We start from the raw sequence: 16,972 nt of genomic DNA, 5'->3' as shown, positions 1-16,972 counted from the left end.
GCGAGATGTACCTAGCCGGAGTCGGCGCGAGTTTCCAGGAAGCTGCGGCCTCCGGGCCGCTGCTGCTGGCCCTCGGAGCCTGCGTCCTGGCCGGGCTCGTCTCCTTCGCATCACCGTGCGTCGTACCGCTGGTTCCGGGATATCTGTCGTACCTCGCCGGGGTCGTCGAAGCCGACGCACCGGCGGTCAGCGCCGACGAAGCGGCCGTCAAGACGAAGGTGCGCAGCGGTCGGCTGCGCGTCGCGGGAGCCGCGGGGCTGTTCGTCCTCGGATTCACCGTGGTGTTCGTTCTCGCCACCGCGTCGGTGTTCGGCGCAATTTCGGTGCTGGCGATCAACCGCGAACTGCTCATGCGAATCGGCGGCGTCGTCACCATCGCCATGGGCCTGGTGTTCGTCGGACTGATTCCCGCGCTGCAGCGCGATGTGCGGTTCGAGCCGAAGCAGATCGGCTCCCTCGCCGGAGCGCCCTTGCTCGGGGGAGTGTTCGCACTCGGCTGGACCCCGTGCCTCGGGCCCACCCTCGCCGGCGTCATCTCGCTCGCCGCAGGCACCGACGGTGCCACGGCTGCCCGCGGAGTCACCCTCATCGTGGCGTACTGCCTCGGTCTTGGATTGCCGTTCGTGATCCTCGCGTTCGGATCGGTCAGCGCACTTCGAGGCGTCGGCTGGCTACGTACACACGCACGACAGATACAGGTGTTCGGCGGAATCATGTTGATAGCGGTAGGAATTGCACTGGTCACCGGTGCCTGGGATCAATTCGTCGGCTGGGTGCGCGACGCCTTCGTCTCCGATGTGGTGTTGCCGATATGACCGCCGAGACCGAGGAGCGGACAGAAGCGTCGCCGCCGCACAAGCAATCCGTACTCGGTAAGGCCGTGGCCGTGGTGCGCAACACCTGGCGCGGGCTCACCAGTATGCGGACCGCGCTGGTGCTGCTGTTCCTGCTGGCCTTCGCTGCCGTGCCCGGAGCCCTGGTACCGCAACGCAGCCTCAACGCGGGCAAGGTCGACCAATACATCGCCGACCGTCCGACACTCGGCCCCATCATGGACAAGCTCGAACTGTTCGACGTGTTCGGCAGCTTCTGGTTCACCGCGATCTACGCACTGCTGTTCGTCTCCCTGATCGGCTGCATCCTGCCGCGGTGCATCGAGCACGCAAAACAGTTGCGTACCAAGCCCGTTCGTGCGCCGCGGAACCTCTCGCGCTTGCCGCACCACACCCGGTACGACGTCGACGGCGCACCCGAGGAGATCGCAGCCCAGGTCCGTACTCAGCTGCGTGGGTGGCGCGTCGCGCAACGGTCCGAGGGCAGCGGGGCAGTGACGCTCTCGGCGGAGAAGGGCTACGTTCGCGAACTCGGCAACCTCGTGTTCCACCTCTCGCTCGTCGGACTGTTGGCCGCGATCGCCATGGGCAAGCTGCTCGGCTACGAGGGAAACCGCATCGTCATCGCCGACGACGGCCCCGGATTCTGTACCTCCACGCCTGCCAACTACGACTCGTTCCGGGCGGGCAACCTCGTCGACGGCACCGACCTCGAGCCGTTGTGCTTGCGAGTCAAGGATTTTCAGGCGGACTACCTCGACAACGGCCAGGCGGAAATGTTCACCTCGAACATCCAGTACCAGGCCGGCGAAGATCTGGCGAACAACGACTGGCAGGACGACCGACTGCAGGTCAACCATCCGCTGCGGGTCGCGGGCGACCGCGTCTACCTGCAGGGCCACGGCTACGCGCCCACGTTCACGGTGACGTTCCCGAACGGCGAGACCCGCACCGACACCATCCAATGGCAGCCGACGGACGCCACCACATTCCTCTCCAGCGGGGTACTGCGAGTCGACCCACCCGGTGGCCTCTACCCCGACGCGCTGGACCGGCGTAAGAACCAGATCGCCATCGAAGGACTGTTCGCCCCGACGGCGTCGTTCCACGGCAGTCTGCTGTCGTCGAGCTTCCCGGCGATGAACGACCCCGCCGTCGCCATCGACATCTACAAAGGCGACACCGGACTCGACACGGGACTCCCGCAGTCCATCTTCTCGCTCGATCAGGAAATGATCGCCCAGGGCAGGCTCGTCAAGCAGGACCGCGTCAACCTCATGCCCGGGGAATCGGCCACACTCAGCGACGGCACCGTCGTCAGATTCGACGGGGCGAAGGAATTCGTCAACCTGCAGGTCTCGCACGACCCGGCTCAGACCTGGGTCCTGGTGTTCGCGCTGACGATGATGGGCGGACTGCTCGTCTCACTGGTGATCAAACGTCGCAGAATCTGGGTCCGACTCACCGCCGACGGCGACTCACGACGTACTGTAGTAGAACTCGGCGGACTTGCACGCACCGATCAGGCGGGGTGGGGCGAAGAGTTCGACCGCCTGTGCACCCGCCTGCTCGGCGACACCTCGAAACAGGAGAACTGACCGATGCCGATCAACGAGACACTCTCGCAGTACAGCGACTGGTCGTTCGAATCAGCCTTCACCATCTACGTGCTCGCATTCGTCCTGCTCATCGCTCAGTACGCCTCCGCCAAGGCGACGGCCGCTCAGGCCAAGGAGCTCGTCGGTGCCGGAGCCCCGGTGACCGCGTCGTCGGTGGCTGCGTCCTCCGGCCCGGGACGCGTCATCGAGGCACCCAAGCGCCCGCTGTCCGAACGCCTCGCAGGTATGGGCTTCGCGCTGCTCGCACCGGCCCTCGTCCTACACATCGCCTCGGTCGTGCTCCGCGGATTCGCCACCCACCGATTCCCGCTGGGCAACATGTACGAGTTCGTCACCATGGCAACCGCTGCCGCAGCACTGACCTCCGTGGTGGTGCTGCGCAAGAAGACGATGCGCCCGATGCTGGTGTTCGTCCTCGCACCCATCATCGTGCTGATGTTCTTCGCCGCCACCAAGCTCTACGCCGATGCCGCACCCGTCGTCCCGGCACTGCGCTCCTACTGGCTGCCCATCCACGTCACCATCGTCAGCGTCGGCAGCGGCATCCTGCTGGTCTCCGGTGTCGCGAGCCTGCTGTTCCTGCTGCGCATCAAACAGCCCCTCGGCGAGGAAAGCGTGGGATTCTGGGGCCGCTTCGCCTCCAAGCTCCCTGACGCCCAAGCCCTCGACCGACTCGCCTACAAGACGACCATCGTCGCCTTCCCGCTGTTCGGAGCCGGCGTCATCCTCGGCGCGATCTGGGCCGAGGCCGCCTGGGGACGTTTCTGGGGCTGGGACCCCAAAGAAACGATGTCCTTCATCACGTGGATCATCTACGCCGCTTACTTGCACGCCCGCGCCACCTCCGGCTGGCGAAACACCCGCGCCGCGTGGATCAACGTCGGTGGATTCACTGCCATGCTGTTCAACCTCTTCATCATCAACATGGTCGTCTCCGGTCTGCACAGCTACGCAGGACTGAACTGACCTCTGCGCGTTCCACACGCTCCGCTGCCGACGCGCAGCTGGTAGCGTCCGATCCGGCTCGATGGGGGAGACATCCGAGCCGGCACTTGACGCGGGACGCACAGTGGGGGGAAATCGGTCATGGCCGATCGGCACGGAAACAATTGGCAACCCGTCCGACCGATGGACGACGACGAACCCCCGAACACGCCGGAGCCGGTGGTGACCGAGACCCCGGTTCCCGGGTCTGCTGGAGTTGGGGAAGTTTCGGGGGTTGCGGGGTCTGCTGAGACTGCGGGGTCTTCTCGGGTTGTAGGGGAGTCTCGGGTTGTGGGGGAGTCTCGGGTTTCGGGGGAGCGTGAACCGTTCCGATCCACCCCCATCGCCATGCCGCCCGCGGATGCTCCGAGCCCGACTCCTGTTGTCGCGGCAATGTCGACTCCACCCGTCGAGGTGACGCCACCGATCGACGAGATGCCGACGATGCCCGAAGCGTCGGGTCCACCGGTTGTGCCACCGGTTTCGTCCGACACGGCCATGCTCCTTGGTCCGCCGACTCGGCCCACGGGCGAGCCGCAGCCGCCTGGGCAACAGGGTCAGCACCCTGTCCAGCCGCAGAACGGGGTGGTGTTGCCCCCGAATGCTGTTGTGCCCCAGCAGTATTGGCAGCCGAACAACGAGTGGGCGGCCCAGAATCAGTGGCAGGCCCAGAACGGATGGCCGACGCATGGGCAGGGAAATGGGCAGGGTCAGGGGTATGGGCAGTGGGCTCCGCAACCCGGTTCGTGGCCGCAACCGATGTTGCCCGGCCATGTTCCTGCTGTGGTTCCTGCCGCGGCTGCTGTCGTTCAGCCGGATCATCGACCACCGTCGCAGCCGATGTCGGCGGCCGACCTCGGCGATTCGTTGCTCATCAGGTCGGCAAGTGTCGCTCCGGTGGCCGGGTGGCGTCGTGCGCTGTATCTGATGTCCGGTGGTCGGATCGATGTGGGGAACAGTCCGGCGCAACAGCGACGCCTCGAATTGACCGCGCAGGTCGATCGACCATTGGTGGGGTGCTACCGCGTCGCGGTGCTCTCGTTGAAGGGTGGGGTCGGAAAGACGACGACAACGGCCACGTTGGGCTCGACGTTCGCGGACATCCGCGGTGACCGCGTGATTGCGATCGACGCGAACCCCGACCGCGGAACGCTGGGGCAGAAAGTACCGTCGGAAACGACGGCGACGGTCCGAAATCTGTTGCGAGACATGGATTCCTTGGAGCGCTACAGCGACGTTCGGGCCTACACCTCACAGAACGTCCATCGGCTGGAGGTGCTGGCCTCCGATTCGGACCCGGCGGCGTCCGAGGCATTCAGCGGTGACGACTACGACCGAACGGTGACACTGCTCGAGAAGTTCTACAGCATCGTCATCACCGACTGCGGCACCGGATTGATGCATTCGGCGATGGAAAGCATTCTCGAGGGCGCGGACACTCTGGTCGTCGTCAGCTCAGGGTCTGTGGACGGGGCGCGGAGCGCGTCGGCGACATTGGATTGGCTGGATGCTCATGGCTACCGAGAACTGGTGGCCACGTCGGTGGCGGTGGTCAACGCGGTAAGACCGAGGGCGGGAAAAGTCGACTTGCAGAAGGTGGTCGAACATTTCGAGCAGCGATGCGCTCAGGTTCGGACGATTCCGTTCGACCCGCATCTGGAGGAGGGGGCTGAGATCGAACTGGGCAGGCTTCGTGGACGCACGCGAAAGGCACTCCTCGAAGTAGCTGCGGCGGTGGCAGCAGGCTTTCCGGCCTCGCCCACTACTTCTCGCCGCAGCTGATCGGAAACTTTATTCGCCGACTTCAGTGCCGGCGTCGGTCCCGTCCTTGCCTCCGCGACGAGCGTCCCGGTTGATTTTCCAGAGAAATTCCGGATCGTCATCGGGTCCGACAGTCCGCGGGGGTTCAGGTTGCGTGCTGGGTCCGAATGCCTTCCACAGCAGCACAATCACTGCCACCAAACCGATCAACGCCAATAGATAGATCACGACGCACCTCCTACTACGAGGGTAGCCGTCATGCAACGACCTCCGCACCCGTCGAGCGTCGAAGATTCCTGAGAATGTTCGATGAGTTCGTACGGGTGCGGAGGTCGTTGTCGAAACTGCGCCGAATGGCTTGTCTCAGTGCTGTACGCCGGCTTCGGTCGTCAGTGAAGTCAGCAGCTGCATGACCTCGGTTTCGCGGAAGCGACGGTGTCCGCCGGGAGTGCGGAGCGATCCAAGACGTCCGGCGTGTGCCCAGCGAGTCACGGTCTTGGGGTCGACGTGAAAAAGCGCTGCTACCTGACCCGGTGTGAGAAGTGAGTCCTGAGCTTTGTGGAACGTGGGTGCGCTCATCTGTCGTGTCCTCCTACGGTGCGGTTCTGTGCATTTGCGTCGAACCGGAGATATCGGTCTGCGGTGTTGTGAGCCCCATGGTTGCACTCGGACCCCTAGGTACTCGACTGATACAAGGTTGGTAAAGGGGAGGTAATGGACAAATCGGTCACGCCAGGGGTGGGTGGGAAGCCCCGCACGGCCCGGTAACCTTGAGCTCGTGAGCGATGCGACGAATGCCGACCGAAGCGACCCGACCAGCGGAAACCCCACGCCCGGCCGTTCTGCGAAGAAGTCCCTTGCCGTCAATCTCGCCGTGTACACGTTCGCGCGTCTGGCGCTCGTCATCGTCATTGCCGCGATCATCATCGGTGTCGGTTTACTCTTCGGCATCGAGGTTCCGATCCTCGTCGCCGCGATCTTCGGCGTCCTCATCTCGCTGCCGTTGTCCCTGCTTCTGTTCAAGCAGATGCGCATCCGCGTCAACGAGTCCATCGCTGCGGTCGACGAACACCGGCGCACCGCTCGCGCGGACCTGCAGTCCAAGCTGCGCGGTGAAGACGGCCGCAAGTGACCGGATCGGTGGACCACTCCGGATCGCGTGAGTGGGTCGACAACGCAGTCCGGTTGATCGAAGCCGATTCTCAGCGCAGTGCCGACACACACCTGCTGAGCTATCCACTGCCTGCCGCATGGGGAATCTCGCTGTACCTCAAGGACGAATCCACTCACATCACCGGCAGCCTCAAACACCGGCTGGCGCGATCGCTGTTTCTGTACGCGATCTGCAACGGCTGGGTCGCCGCGCGAACCACGGTCGTCGAGGCGTCGTCAGGCTCCACGGCGGTCAGTGAGGCATATTTCGCCGGCCTGCTGGGATTGAAATTCGTCGCAGTCATGCCCAGAAGTACAAGTCCCGCCAAGATCGCCCTCATCGAATCGCACGGTGGGCGATGCCACTTCGTCGACCACCCCGGCGAGATGTACACCGAGGCGCACCGGCTCGCGGCCGAGCCCGACTGCCACTACATGGACCAGTTCACCCACGCCGAACGGGCCACCGATTGGCGAGGAAACAACAACATCGCCGAGTCCATCTACGATCAGCTCCGGCTCGAGAAATGTCCCATCCCCGATTGGGTGGTCGTCGGTGCGGGAACAGGCGGAACGAGCGCCACCATCGGTCGCTACATCCGATACCGCAGGCACGCAACGCGTTTGGCTGTGGTGGATCCAGAGAATTCAGCCTTCATCGGAGGCTACGAAACCGGTGACGCGAGTTTCGAGACCGGTAAGTCTTCACGTATCGAAGGCATCGGGCGCCCGCGGGTGGAACCGTCCTTCGTCGGCCAAGTGATCGATCGAATGATCGCGGTGCCCGACGCTGCGTCGGTGGCGGCCGCGAGATTCACTTCGGCTGCGATCGGTAAACGAGTGGGAGGATCCACCGGCACCAATATCTGGGGTGCCTTCGGATTGATCTCCGAGATGATTGCCGCGGGACGCACCGGCAGTGTGGTGACGTTGTTGTGCGACGGCGGAGACCGTTACTCGCAAACCTATTTCGACGACACCTGGGTCGCGGGCCAGGGGATGGATCTCGACGAACCGACCGCCGTGCTCGAGCAGTTCATCCGTACCGGGGTGTTCTGAGCAGATCTACCAGGTCACGACCATCGACGTCACCGCAGTGACAGCGGCGACCGTCCCGACGGCCGGCCACGCACCGATCTTCTTCGCGAGCGGATGCGACGCACCGAACGCCACGAGGTACGTCCCGAGCAGTGCGCCGGCACGAGCCGAGCCCGACGACTTCTGCCATTGCGTGGTGCAGGCAACGCCGACTGCAGCGAGCACTGCTCCGCCGAGTTGGCGATTGTGCGACCGGCGAGCAACAGCGAAGCCGCCGAGCAAGCCGCCTGCGGCGAGAGCGGATGTGGCGAACGAACGTCGAGCATCATGGTCGGACATGATCGTCACCCTAGCCGAGCCTGCACGCGCAAACTCCGGGCCAGGTGATCTCTCTGCTCGATCACCAAGCGCCGCAACGCAGCCGGTGCCCACTCGTGCTCGGCGAGCCACACGTCTGCACTGTCGGTCGACGATTGCTGAGGAAAGAGGCGAACAACTATCCTCCGTGCGATCTCGATGCTGCGTGAGGTCCACAACGAGGAGATGGACTCGAAATACCGGTCCTCGTACGGTTGAGTGAGGTCCGGTCGGTGACCCGCCCCAAACCCGGTGATGTAGGCGTCGAGAACATCGTTGGACACGTCGTCGCGCTCGGTGATGGAAGTCCACGCGCTCGCTTTGACTGTGGCGTCAGGGATCGCCGTCGCCGCCGCGGTGTGGGCAGTGCGCCCCGAAAGTGTGTCGTCCGAACCGAGTTCGGCATCCAGCTCTGCGATAGTTGCGTGTCCGGTGGCGGCGAGTGCCAGCCAGAATGCCCAGCGCTGATCGGGGTCCAGCCTCAGCCCGGCAATGGTCGCGGTGCCATCGAGCAGGGAGCGTAGATCGTCGGCCAGGAAGTCGTCGAGCTGCGCAGCCGAGGCGACCGCCCGCGCCCACACCAACTGCGCGTCGCTTCCGGGTTCGCTCGACTGCAGCTGCCGCCACGACGCTTCCAGCCAATGCCGGGTGGGCTGGTCCCGTCGGTCTTCGGGGAGGTAGTGCGCAAGTGTGTACGCCACGTTGGCCGTGACTGCGGAGAGCAACCCGATCTTGGGTTCGGTCGGCGCGAATCTGGTTGCGATGTCCAGGTATTCGATCGCAGAGAGCTCGGCATCCCGGGTGGAGTTCCACAGTGCCGACCACACCAGCCCTCGTGCAAGGGGATCGACGATGCGATCGAGTGAGGTCCGCACGGTGGCGGTGGAGCGCTCGTCGAATCGGATCTTGGCGTAGGTCAGATCGTCGTCGTTGAGCAGAACCAGTGCAGAATCGGGGAAGTCGACGGGCGTTCGCGAGTCGGTGATGTCGAGTTCGTAGCGGTGGGTCCTCGTGAGATTTCCGGCCTCGTCCGGATCGTAGAGCCCGACCGCGATGCGGTGCGGACGCGGATCCGACTGCTCGACGGCGTCGCCTGTATAAGTCAGTGTGGACACGCCGGTGGTCTGCAGCCACGCGCCCGCCCAGGCCTCGAGGTCTCGCCCGCTGGCGGTGGACATCTCGCTCAAGAGATCCGTCAGGGTCGTATTACCGAAGGCATGCGTACGAAAGTAGTTGCGGGACGCTGCGAAAAAGGCGTCGGCACCGACGAACGCCCCCAACTGTTTGAGCACGCTTGCGCCCTTGGCGTAGGTGATGCCATCGAAGTTGAGCTTGGCTGCCTCGAGGTCGGTGATGTCGGCGACGATCGGGTGAGTGGTGGGAAGCTGGTCCTGCAAATAGGCCCACGCCTTTCGGCGGTTCGCGAAACTGACCCAGGCATCGGTGAACCGGGTGGCTTCGGCCGACGCGTACGCACCCATGTAGTCGGCGAACGACTCCTTGAGCCACAGATCGTCCCACCATTGCATCGTGACGAGGTCGCCGAACCACATGTGCGCCATCTCGTGCAGAATCGTGTTCGCCCGAGCCTCGTACTGGGCTTCGGTTGCTGCCGAACGGAATACGTACGATTCGGTGAACGTGACGAGCCCGGGGTTCTCCATCGCACCGAGGTTGTATTCGGGGACGAAAATCTGGTCGTACTTACCGAACGGGTACGCATAGTCGAACTTGTCGTGGAAGAAGTCGAGGCCACGCTCGGTGATGTCGAAGATGTCCTCGGCGTCGAAATACTCGGCGAGGGATGCGCGGCAGTACGCGCCGAGCGGGACAGTCAGATCGCCTCGGGTCCAGGACGATTCGACGCCGTGGTACGGCCCGGCCGCAACCGCGGTGATGTACGTCGATATGGGCAGCGTCGGGGCGAACGTGGTGACTGTGCCGTCGGTGACTCCCGCGCGGTTGGACAGGACCGTCCATGCCGGGGGTGCTGTGACCCTCAGCGTGAACGAGGCCTTCAGATCGGGTTGCTCGAAATTCGCGAACACCCGTCGAGCATCGGCAGGTTCGTACTGGGTGTACAGGTAGACGTTGTCGTCGACGGGGTCGACGAAGCGGTGGAGTCCTTCACCCGACCTGCTGTACCGCCCGCGTGCACGTATCCGAACGACGTTGTGGTCGGCGAGTCCGACCAGTTGAATGCGAGCTCCGTCGTAATCGACCTGCGCATCGGTGCCGTTGACGGTGACCTCGTCCACGGCGGCACCGATGAAATCGACCCATGTCGCCGCCGTCGTCGCATCGAATTCGATGGTCGTCACCGACTCGAAGGTGTCGACGTCCGTGTTCTCGGCGCGCAGGAGGTTCAGATCGACGAGATACTTCACCCCGTCTATGTGGCGCGATCGCCTGCGAGTTTCGGTTCGGGTCAGATTCGCGGTGCTCACCGAACCAACCCTAGGTGATTGTTTTTCACAGGGCGGGTGGGGTGAAGTAGTGACGTCCGAGTGGATCGACGATATGTAGCACTCCATCCGGAAGCAGTTCGGTGCGCCAAAGTTTGCGCGTTTTGAGGTTGTGGTGGAGCCGACAGCGCGGACCGATGTTCGTGAGGATGGTCCAGCCGCCCTTCTCGGGGCGGTGTCGGTCGAATTCGACGATGTGGTCGAGGTCGCATCGTTCCGAGGGCACGTTGCAGCCAGGATGCAGGCAGTACGGGTTCTCGGCTCGAACCTTCGCCGCGAGAGCTCGACTGGGCGTATAGCTCAGCGCGCCTGGCGGCGGGAGTTTCATGCCCCCATGGCCGTCGGGGTACAAGGCGTGGATCCCGATGGGGTCGTCCCCGACGGTGGCACGCCACCGTTCGATCAGCGTTCCCCCACCCGGCCGCGATCGGGTAGCTCTGGTATTCACAGAGCCGGGCGTGGGAAGCCTGGGTGGCGGTGCGTCCGGTGGGATCGTGTTCGGTGATTGGCTCGTCGGCGGCTCGTCCCCCGGTGCAGCGGAAGAAAAATTGCCGCTGCGTGTTCCGTCGGTTGCGGCGCAGTCGGTGTCCGATGGTTCGTTGTCCGCTGTGTCCGGATCATCGTGCTCGGGGGCCCTGTCGCCGTCGCGCGGCGTCAGGCATGTCGCGCACTCGCACAGCAGTGTCTCCCCGCGCATCAAGGCGGTCTGAGCGTCGGCCCGTCGTTGGTCGTCCGACCGCGGATCCTCCGGGTGCAGGCGTATGACCTCGGCGTCGATCCGCGCAAGTTGTTCGTCGGCTTCGCCGTCGGTCATCAGTGTGGTCAGGCTCGACAGTCCTCGTGCCCGGCGACGAAGGCGGATTCGCTTCTCGGTGCGTGCGGCACGCTTGCGTACCGCACGGTCCCAGTCGGCATCGGCCTCGATGAGCAGTCGATCGATTTCGCGGCCCAGAGCTCCCGGTGCCATCTCCCGGGCGGCCTTGAGAATCTCGGTCTCCAGGGCAACGGCCGTCTCCGGACGGGCATGAAGTAGATGATCGTGGATCGTTCTGACTCGCTCCAGATCGAGGGCACCGTCGATGAAGCCCTGACGCACGAGAGGGCGCAGTTGACGCCACATCTGCACCTTGTTGTTGATGGCGGCAAACGTGGACGACAGAGCCGCCGCCAGTTCACAGACTGCCGAGTTGAACAGATCTCTCTCGGTGACCCCGGTGTCCGACGGTGACGCGCCGGCCGTTCGGCTGCGGACATACTCGTCCAGCAGAGCAAGTTCCGAAGCGACGGCAGCGTTGATCGTCCGTCGCGCTCCCAGAACGTCGGCGAGCGGAGAATGGTCCCCCGTCACCCACACCGCTTTCCGTAGCCCCATGTCACCCCCCAGCGACTGAAGATCGAACACGTATTCGATCCACTGCGGCAAGTGTAGAACAGGGCACCGACACATTCTTCGGCGCTGGCAGGAGGCGTCAGACCGCGCTGACGGCTCGGGTCACATCGAGTTCGAGTAGGTAGTGATTGACGGCGATTGCAGCCTTCGATCCTGCTGCTGCCGAATTGATGAGCTGGGCGGGGGAATCCGAGACGTTCCCCGCAGCCCACAGGCCGTCGACGCTGGTGAGCCCGGTCGGGTCGGTGGCCACCCAGCCGTTGTCGAGGCGAGTGCATCCGATCGATCGCAGGAGCGCGTCGTTCGGAACGAACGTCGGCCCGACGAACACGACTGTTCGAGGAACGACGGTCCCGTTCGTCAGCTCGATGCCTATGACGCGACCGTCCTGCACAACGATTCGAGCAACCGGTACGTCGACGATTCCGACGGACCGCGCGTCGAGTCGAAGGCGTTCGTTTTCACTCAGTTCGATGCCGTTGGTGAAGAAGACGACGTCGTCCGACCATTGGCGAATCAGCGACGCCTGGTGGATCGTGAACGGTCGGTTGGATCCGCCGACCACGGCTATCGGCTGATCCCGAACTTCGTAGCCGTGGCAGTACGGACAATGCAGCACTCCCGAGCCCCACTGTTCGTGAACGCCGGGGATATCGGGCAGTTCGTCTCGAAGCCCGGTGGCCACCAAGACCGACCGCGAGTGCCGGGACTCGCCGCCCTCGAGGCGGACCTCGAATCCCTCGTCGAGTCCAATTACTTTGCCGCGCAGAATTTCTCCGCCGTATCGGAGGACTTCCTCGCATCCAGCCCGATGCAACTCCTCGGGTGTGGAACCATCGCGCGAGAGGAAGTTGTGAACATGGTCGGCAGGCGCGTTGCGTGGTTCTTCGGCATCGACAACGATCACCTTTCGGCGGGCGCGAGCCAGAAGTGTCGCGGCACTGAGTCCGGCTGGGCCGCCACCGATTACCACGGTGTCGTACGTCAAGATGCCTCCTCGGTGGTGCGATATGTTGTGAACGTAGCAGAACTGTCAACTAGTTAACAATATTGGTGGTGCCGATGACCGATGCCTCGCTTCGTGAGCTGACCTGTGCACGGTGGGCCGAGTTCAACCCGGAGCTGGACACCTCGCCGATGCAGGTGGTGGCCGAGATCAAGCGCATCGTCGCGCTGCTCGACGTGGCCGTCGAACCGATATACGCCGCGGCCGATGTATCCGTCGCCGAGGTGGAATTGATGGTGCCCCTGCGTTACGCGATCGAACCGGTGACGGCAGCGCGGTTGGCGGAGCTGCTCGGCATGACCCGCGCAGGTGTGAGCAAGACGCTCGGAAAGCTCGAACGCCGCGGCTTTCTGCAGCGCGTGCCCAGCGCCGAAGACCGACGGTCTGCGTCGATCACCCTGACCGATCAGGGGAGGCGCATCGTGGATGATGTATTTCCCCGAGAGCTCGAAGCGCACGGACGATTGTTCGATGCGTTGGGTGCACGTCGAAACCGTGTTCTCGAGGCCCTGACCACGCTCGCCGAGTCGATGGAGTCCGGTCTGCCGTCTCGGTGACGTTCCCGTCGGCCTGTGTCACGGCTACGCTCGCCAACACGTGCGGGGCGATTCGTAAGGCGGACACGATGAACACATTTCAGAAGTCGGCGGCAGGGTTCAACAAGGTCTTCATGGTCGTGATGAAGGCACCGGTGCTCGACAGGGTGCTCGGACGCTCGATGGGCATTTTGACCTACACCGGCCGGAAGTCCGGCAAGAGGATCACATTGCCGCTTGCGATCAGCCGGAAGGGCGAGCACCTGAAGGTCAGGGTGGCGATGCCGGACAAGAAGAGCTGGTGGCGAAATTTCGTGGACGGCGGCGGTCGTGTCGATGTCGACCTCGGCGGCGTCCGGTACTCCGGCCTCGCGACGGCGACCCGTGACGACCGTGGGCGGGTCTCTGTCGATATCGCTGTGGACCACTGACTTGTGTGTCAATAAAGGTTGACAACCCCCTCTCTGTCAACCTACATTGACATTCATGACAGAAGCCACTGCATTGGCCGCCGCGGCCGCCAGTTCCGATCCGGGGGAGGGGTTGCGTGCCGTAGCCGCACTTCGCCGTCTACTCGAACGTCTGGAAGCCGTCCAGGTTCGCAATGCGCGGAATCAGGGATGGGCGTGGCAGGCGATAGCGGATTCGCTGGGTGTCAGCAGGCAGGCCGTTCACAAGAAGCACGGCGGAAAGGGAAGGTAGACAACCATGTTCGAGCGATTCACCACTCAGGCCAGGGCGGTCGTCATCAGTGCCCGGCTGCACGCCCGGGCGTTGCACTCGGAGCGGATCGAACCCATTCATCTCTTCCTCGGTGCGCTCGACAAGGCCGACGAACCGCTCGGGTCTGCGCTGGCCGAGGCGGGGTTCACCCTCGACAACGCGCTCGAGGACGTGCTGTCGAGGGACGCCCGGGCCCTACGGTCCATCGGCATCGACCTTCACGACGTGATCGACACCGTCGAGACTGCGGTGGGGTTCGGAGACGTCGACCATTCGAACGATTCTCACCTGCCGTTCGCGCCGTCGGCCAAGGAAGCGCTGAAGCTGGCCTTGAAGGAGGCCGTCGGATTGCGGGACAGGGAGATCGGCGTCGAGCACATGCTTCTCGGTGTGATCGCAGGTGCCGATCCGTCGTTCACCGAGCTCGTGAGTGTTCGCGGCAGCCTGAACGATCTGCGCGACGCCGTCCTGCTGGTTCGCACGTCGTAGCTCCGAGCCGTTCCGAACCCTACGATGGGCGCCATGAACTTTCTGATTCGGCTCGTGATCAATGCCGTCGCCATCTGGGTTGCCAAGGAATTCGTGGACGGCATCACCGTGACCAGCTCGGGCCGCGGTGACGGGTGGGACATCGTGGTTCTGCTCGGTATCGCGGCCGTGTTGACGATCGTCAACGCATTCATCAGGCCGATGGTGAAGCTGTTGTCGCTGCCGCTGCTGATTCTCACCCTCGGACTGTTCACCCTCGTCATCAATGCGTTGATGCTGGTGTTGACGGGGTGGCTGTCGTCGCAGACCGGTTACGGCCTCGAGATCGTCGGTTTCGCTGCCGCGTTCTGGGGCGCGATCATCATCTCGATCGTGAACTTTCTGCTCGGCGCATTCGTGCCCGAGAAGCGTTAGGCGAACGCCAGCGCCACACCGGTAGCGGCACCCCAAACGAGCATTGCCAGTCCCGAATCACGCAGCGCCGGTATCAATTCGAAGCCGTGAGCGCCGCCGCGAACCGGCGAATTGGCGCGCGCAGCGAGAGGTAGCGCGAGCAGGGCAACCAGTGCCCACGGGGTTCGGGCGGTCAGCGCGACGGTCATGGCGAACGGGACGACCAACAGTGCCAGGTGTAGATAGCGCGTGCGGGTATCGCCCAATCGCACTGCGAGCGTTCGCTTTCCGGATTCGGTATCGGTGGGGATGTCCCGAAGGTTGTTCGCGACGAGTACGGCACTGGAGAAAGATCCGACGGCTACCGCGGCCAGCACGCCCGCCCAGTCGATCTGCTCGGCCTGCACGTATTGGGTGCCGAGCACGGCGACGAGTCCGAAGAACACGAATACGGCAATCTCGCCGAATCCGCTGTAGCCGTAGGGCTTCGAGCCGCCTGTGTAGTACCAGGCACCGGCTATGCAGATCAGGCCGACGATCACCAACCACCAAGCGCTCGTGGCGGCCAGGACAAGACCTGCGACGGCACCGACCGCGAAGCAGCCGATGGCGGCCCGTTTGACGGCTCCTGCCGAGGCGGCCTTGGAGCCGACGAGTCGGAGTGGGCCGACTCGGTCGTCGTCCGTGCCGCGGATTCCGTCGGAGTAGTCGTTGGCGAAGTTGACGCCCACGATTAGCGCCAACGAGACGATCAGTGCCAGTAGAGCCTTCCACCACACGCCTGCGTCCAGGGACACGGCTGCACCGGTGCCGACGAGGACGGGGGCGATAGAGTTGGGGAGCGTTCGGGGTCGCGCCCCTTCGATCCATTGTGCTGTGGTGGCCATGAGCGACGATCTTTCCGTATCTGCCGGGAGGGTGCGGACGCGGCCGGTCAGAATGGCAGGCGCGGCAGTACCGGCAGCGGGATGACAGGCATCTGGACACCGGGGATCTGCGGTAGCGGCACCGTCGGAGCGGGCGGCGGTGGCGGCGGGTTGTAGTGCGGTTGATACTGCACGTACGGCGCGCGGTCGGCGGCTGGAGGTGGTGCAGCGGACGTCGGCGGCGGGGCCGAGATGTCCGGGGTCGGTGACGGGGTGGCGGTGGTGGTCCGTGCAGCCGAGGGTGTCGTGGTCTGCCGGATGCCCTCGTCCACGCTGGCAGGGGTGCTCAGCGGTTGGTCTTCGCTCTCGGAACTCAGGCCCGAGAACAGTCCGACGGCGGCGATGACGCCCACGATCGGTAGCGCGATCAATCCGAGCCGCGCCAACGCCGGTCGGTGCGAGACGACCGGTGCAATGCGGTCGACGTCGACGCGCGCAGCGTGTACGGCCGCCCCACCTGCAACGACGAGTTCTGGTTGCTCGGGGACGATGATCGGCAGCTGCAGAAACCGTTCGAGTGTCGTGCGGACCAGAGGGACATTGCTCGTACCGCCGATGGCGATGACGGCGTCGGGATAGAACTCGGCTTCGAGCCCCAGTTGGCGGACCGTGGTGGCCGCCTGTTCGGTGGCCCGGGCGATCGACAGCTCGAAGATGTGGCGCTCGAGAAGAATGTGTTCGCCGTCGGGCGTGCTGGTGGTCTCGTGCGTGGACAGTGCCTCTTTGATGCCACGGCAGAATGCCGTCAGAGCAGTGTCCTCGTCGTGTGTGTGCGGCTCTCGCACGATGCCGAGGCCCAGTACGTGTTCCCGAACCACCGCGTCGAACGAGGCTCCGCTGATTGCTGTCGTACGAGTCGAGCCGTAGGAGCGGCCGGATTCGACGTCGACGATGTCTATGTCGACACCGGTCTCGCCTGCGTCGAACAGGGCGATGGTGCGGTGCTGGCTGGCCAGGCCGGGACGCAGGTACTCGAGGGCAGCGTCGGTCTCGTCGATCAGATGTACGTCCGAGACGTATTCCTCGGCCAGAGCGTTCGTGATGCGATCACGCTCGTCGGCGGTCCGGTATGCAATGCCCAGCGATTGCGGCGCGTCCGGGCGGTCGACGATTCCGCGAACGACCCGCGCGACGTCCTCGGGGGAGGGGGAGAGCTGCCAGTCGTCGAAGGGAGCGGCGTCTGTCCACGTGCCGTCTTCGGTCGTCCGAGACGTGCGGATGCCGCACGTTCCCAGGGACACACCTACCGACGAACGCATCTCCAACCGGCCTCTCCTGTACGGCGACGTGGACACTGTAC

At 64.2% G+C, this 16,972-nt stretch carries 19 protein-coding genes; 11 read left to right on the top strand and 8 right to left on the bottom strand.

The window, feature by feature from the left end:
• Positions 1–5: 5 nt before the first annotated feature.
• The 4 genes from CH268_RS18605 (at position 6) to CH268_RS18590 (ending at position 5,218) form a co-directional block, all read left to right on the top strand.
• On the top strand, positions 6–815 hold the full coding sequence (locus tag CH268_RS18605) for a cytochrome c biogenesis CcdA family protein (protein WP_094665692.1): 810 nt from the start codon (positions 6–8) through the stop codon (positions 813–815).
• On the top strand, positions 812–2,431 hold the full coding sequence (gene resB, locus CH268_RS18600; RefSeq protein WP_032407367.1) for a cytochrome c biogenesis protein ResB: 1,620 nt from the start codon (positions 812–814) through the stop codon (positions 2,429–2,431). Before CH268_RS18605 ends, resB begins: the two co-directional genes overlap by 4 nt.
• Positions 2,432–2,434: 3 nt before the next feature.
• On the top strand, positions 2,435–3,418 hold the full coding sequence (ccsB, locus tag CH268_RS18595) for a c-type cytochrome biogenesis protein CcsB (RefSeq protein ID WP_032375566.1): 984 nt from the start codon (positions 2,435–2,437) through the stop codon (positions 3,416–3,418).
• Positions 3,419–3,934: 516 nt separating this feature from the next.
• Positions 3,935–5,218 (top strand): MinD/ParA family ATP-binding protein, encoded by a 1,284-nt coding sequence (locus tag CH268_RS18590; RefSeq protein ID WP_217900927.1) that lies wholly within the window; start codon positions 3,935–3,937, stop codon positions 5,216–5,218.
• Positions 5,219–5,227: 9 nt separating this feature from the next.
• Here CH268_RS18590 and CH268_RS18585 read toward each other — a convergent pair whose 3' ends face one another.
• The gene (locus tag CH268_RS18585) at positions 5,228–5,425 is read right to left on the bottom strand and encodes a membrane protein (protein WP_027498326.1); all 198 of its coding nucleotides are present in this window, start codon (positions 5,423–5,425) and stop codon (positions 5,228–5,230) included.
• A gap of 135 nt (positions 5,426–5,560) precedes the next feature.
• Complete coding sequence (locus tag CH268_RS18580) at positions 5,561–5,776, bottom strand: BldC family transcriptional regulator (RefSeq protein WP_027498325.1); 216 nt, start codon at positions 5,774–5,776, stop codon at positions 5,561–5,563.
• Positions 5,777–5,975: 199 nt separating this feature from the next.
• On the opposite strand from CH268_RS18580, the gene CH268_RS18575 reads away from it, so the two are divergent.
• Together CH268_RS18575 and CH268_RS18570 are read left to right on the top strand one after the other, a co-directional pair.
• Positions 5,976–6,329: a DUF4229 domain-containing protein gene (locus CH268_RS18575; protein ID WP_027498324.1), complete on the top strand. Its 354-nt coding sequence runs from the start codon at positions 5,976–5,978 to the stop codon at positions 6,327–6,329.
• Positions 6,326–7,408, top strand: coding sequence for a PLP-dependent cysteine synthase family protein (locus tag CH268_RS18570; protein WP_094665511.1), 1,083 nt, complete (start codon positions 6,326–6,328; stop codon positions 7,406–7,408). The genes CH268_RS18575 and CH268_RS18570 overlap by 4 nt, the downstream gene beginning before the upstream one ends.
• A gap of 6 nt (positions 7,409–7,414) precedes the next feature.
• Here the strand turns inward: CH268_RS18570 and CH268_RS18565 are convergent, their stop codons facing one another.
• The 4 genes from CH268_RS18565 to CH268_RS18550 form a co-directional block, all read right to left on the bottom strand.
• On the bottom strand, positions 7,415–7,726 hold the full coding sequence (locus CH268_RS18565) for a hypothetical protein (protein ID WP_032369908.1): 312 nt from the start codon (positions 7,724–7,726) through the stop codon (positions 7,415–7,417).
• A gap of 5 nt (positions 7,727–7,731) precedes the next feature.
• The gene (pepN, locus tag CH268_RS18560; protein ID WP_094665509.1) at positions 7,732–10,191 is read right to left on the bottom strand and encodes an aminopeptidase N; all 2,460 of its coding nucleotides are present in this window, start codon (positions 10,189–10,191) and stop codon (positions 7,732–7,734) included.
• 25 nt (positions 10,192–10,216) lie between these two features.
• The gene (locus CH268_RS18555) at positions 10,217–11,611 is read right to left on the bottom strand and encodes an HNH endonuclease signature motif containing protein (RefSeq protein ID WP_141215166.1); all 1,395 of its coding nucleotides are present in this window, start codon (positions 11,609–11,611) and stop codon (positions 10,217–10,219) included.
• A gap of 67 nt (positions 11,612–11,678) precedes the next feature.
• Positions 11,679–12,587 carry an NAD(P)/FAD-dependent oxidoreductase gene (locus tag CH268_RS18550; RefSeq protein WP_094665505.1) on the bottom strand — a complete coding sequence of 303 codons (909 nt, stop codon included), beginning with the start codon at positions 12,585–12,587 and terminating at the stop codon, positions 11,679–11,681.
• A gap of 74 nt (positions 12,588–12,661) precedes the next feature.
• On the opposite strand from CH268_RS18550, the gene CH268_RS18545 reads away from it, so the two are divergent.
• From CH268_RS18545 to CH268_RS18525, 5 genes are all read left to right on the top strand, one after another.
• The gene (locus CH268_RS18545) at positions 12,662–13,162 is read left to right on the top strand and encodes a MarR family winged helix-turn-helix transcriptional regulator (RefSeq protein ID WP_052054599.1); all 501 of its coding nucleotides are present in this window, start codon (positions 12,662–12,664) and stop codon (positions 13,160–13,162) included.
• A gap of 68 nt (positions 13,163–13,230) precedes the next feature.
• The gene (locus tag CH268_RS18540; RefSeq protein ID WP_094665691.1) at positions 13,231–13,572 is read left to right on the top strand and encodes a nitroreductase/quinone reductase family protein; all 342 of its coding nucleotides are present in this window, start codon (positions 13,231–13,233) and stop codon (positions 13,570–13,572) included.
• Between the two features lie 55 nt (positions 13,573–13,627).
• Positions 13,628–13,843, top strand: a complete 216-nt coding sequence (locus tag CH268_RS18535; RefSeq protein WP_032365231.1) for a hypothetical protein — start codon at positions 13,628–13,630, stop codon at positions 13,841–13,843.
• A gap of 6 nt (positions 13,844–13,849) precedes the next feature.
• On the top strand, positions 13,850–14,353 hold the full coding sequence (locus CH268_RS18530) for a Clp protease N-terminal domain-containing protein (protein WP_094665503.1): 504 nt from the start codon (positions 13,850–13,852) through the stop codon (positions 14,351–14,353).
• Positions 14,354–14,386: 33 nt separating this feature from the next.
• Positions 14,387–14,767, top strand: a complete 381-nt coding sequence (locus CH268_RS18525) for a phage holin family protein (RefSeq protein WP_176457986.1) — start codon at positions 14,387–14,389, stop codon at positions 14,765–14,767.
• Here the strand turns inward: CH268_RS18525 and CH268_RS18520 are convergent.
• Both CH268_RS18520 and CH268_RS18515 read right to left on the bottom strand, forming a co-directional pair.
• Entirely contained in the window at positions 14,764–15,633 is an 870-nt protein-coding gene (locus CH268_RS18520; RefSeq protein WP_094665499.1) for a 1,4-dihydroxy-2-naphthoate polyprenyltransferase, read from the bottom strand. The two genes, CH268_RS18525 and CH268_RS18520, sit on opposite strands and share 4 nt — an antisense overlap.
• A gap of 47 nt (positions 15,634–15,680) precedes the next feature.
• Entirely contained in the window at positions 15,681–16,931 is a 1,251-nt protein-coding gene (locus CH268_RS18515) for an Hsp70 family protein (RefSeq protein WP_141215165.1), read from the bottom strand.
• Positions 16,932–16,972: the final 41 nt, after the last annotated feature.

Source organism: Rhodococcus sp. 06-1460-1B (genome assembly GCF_002258475.1).
Classification (GTDB): Bacteria; Actinomycetota; Actinomycetes; order Mycobacteriales; family Mycobacteriaceae; genus Rhodococcoides; species Rhodococcoides fascians.
This window is presented reverse-complemented; position numbering and strand designations above follow the sequence as displayed.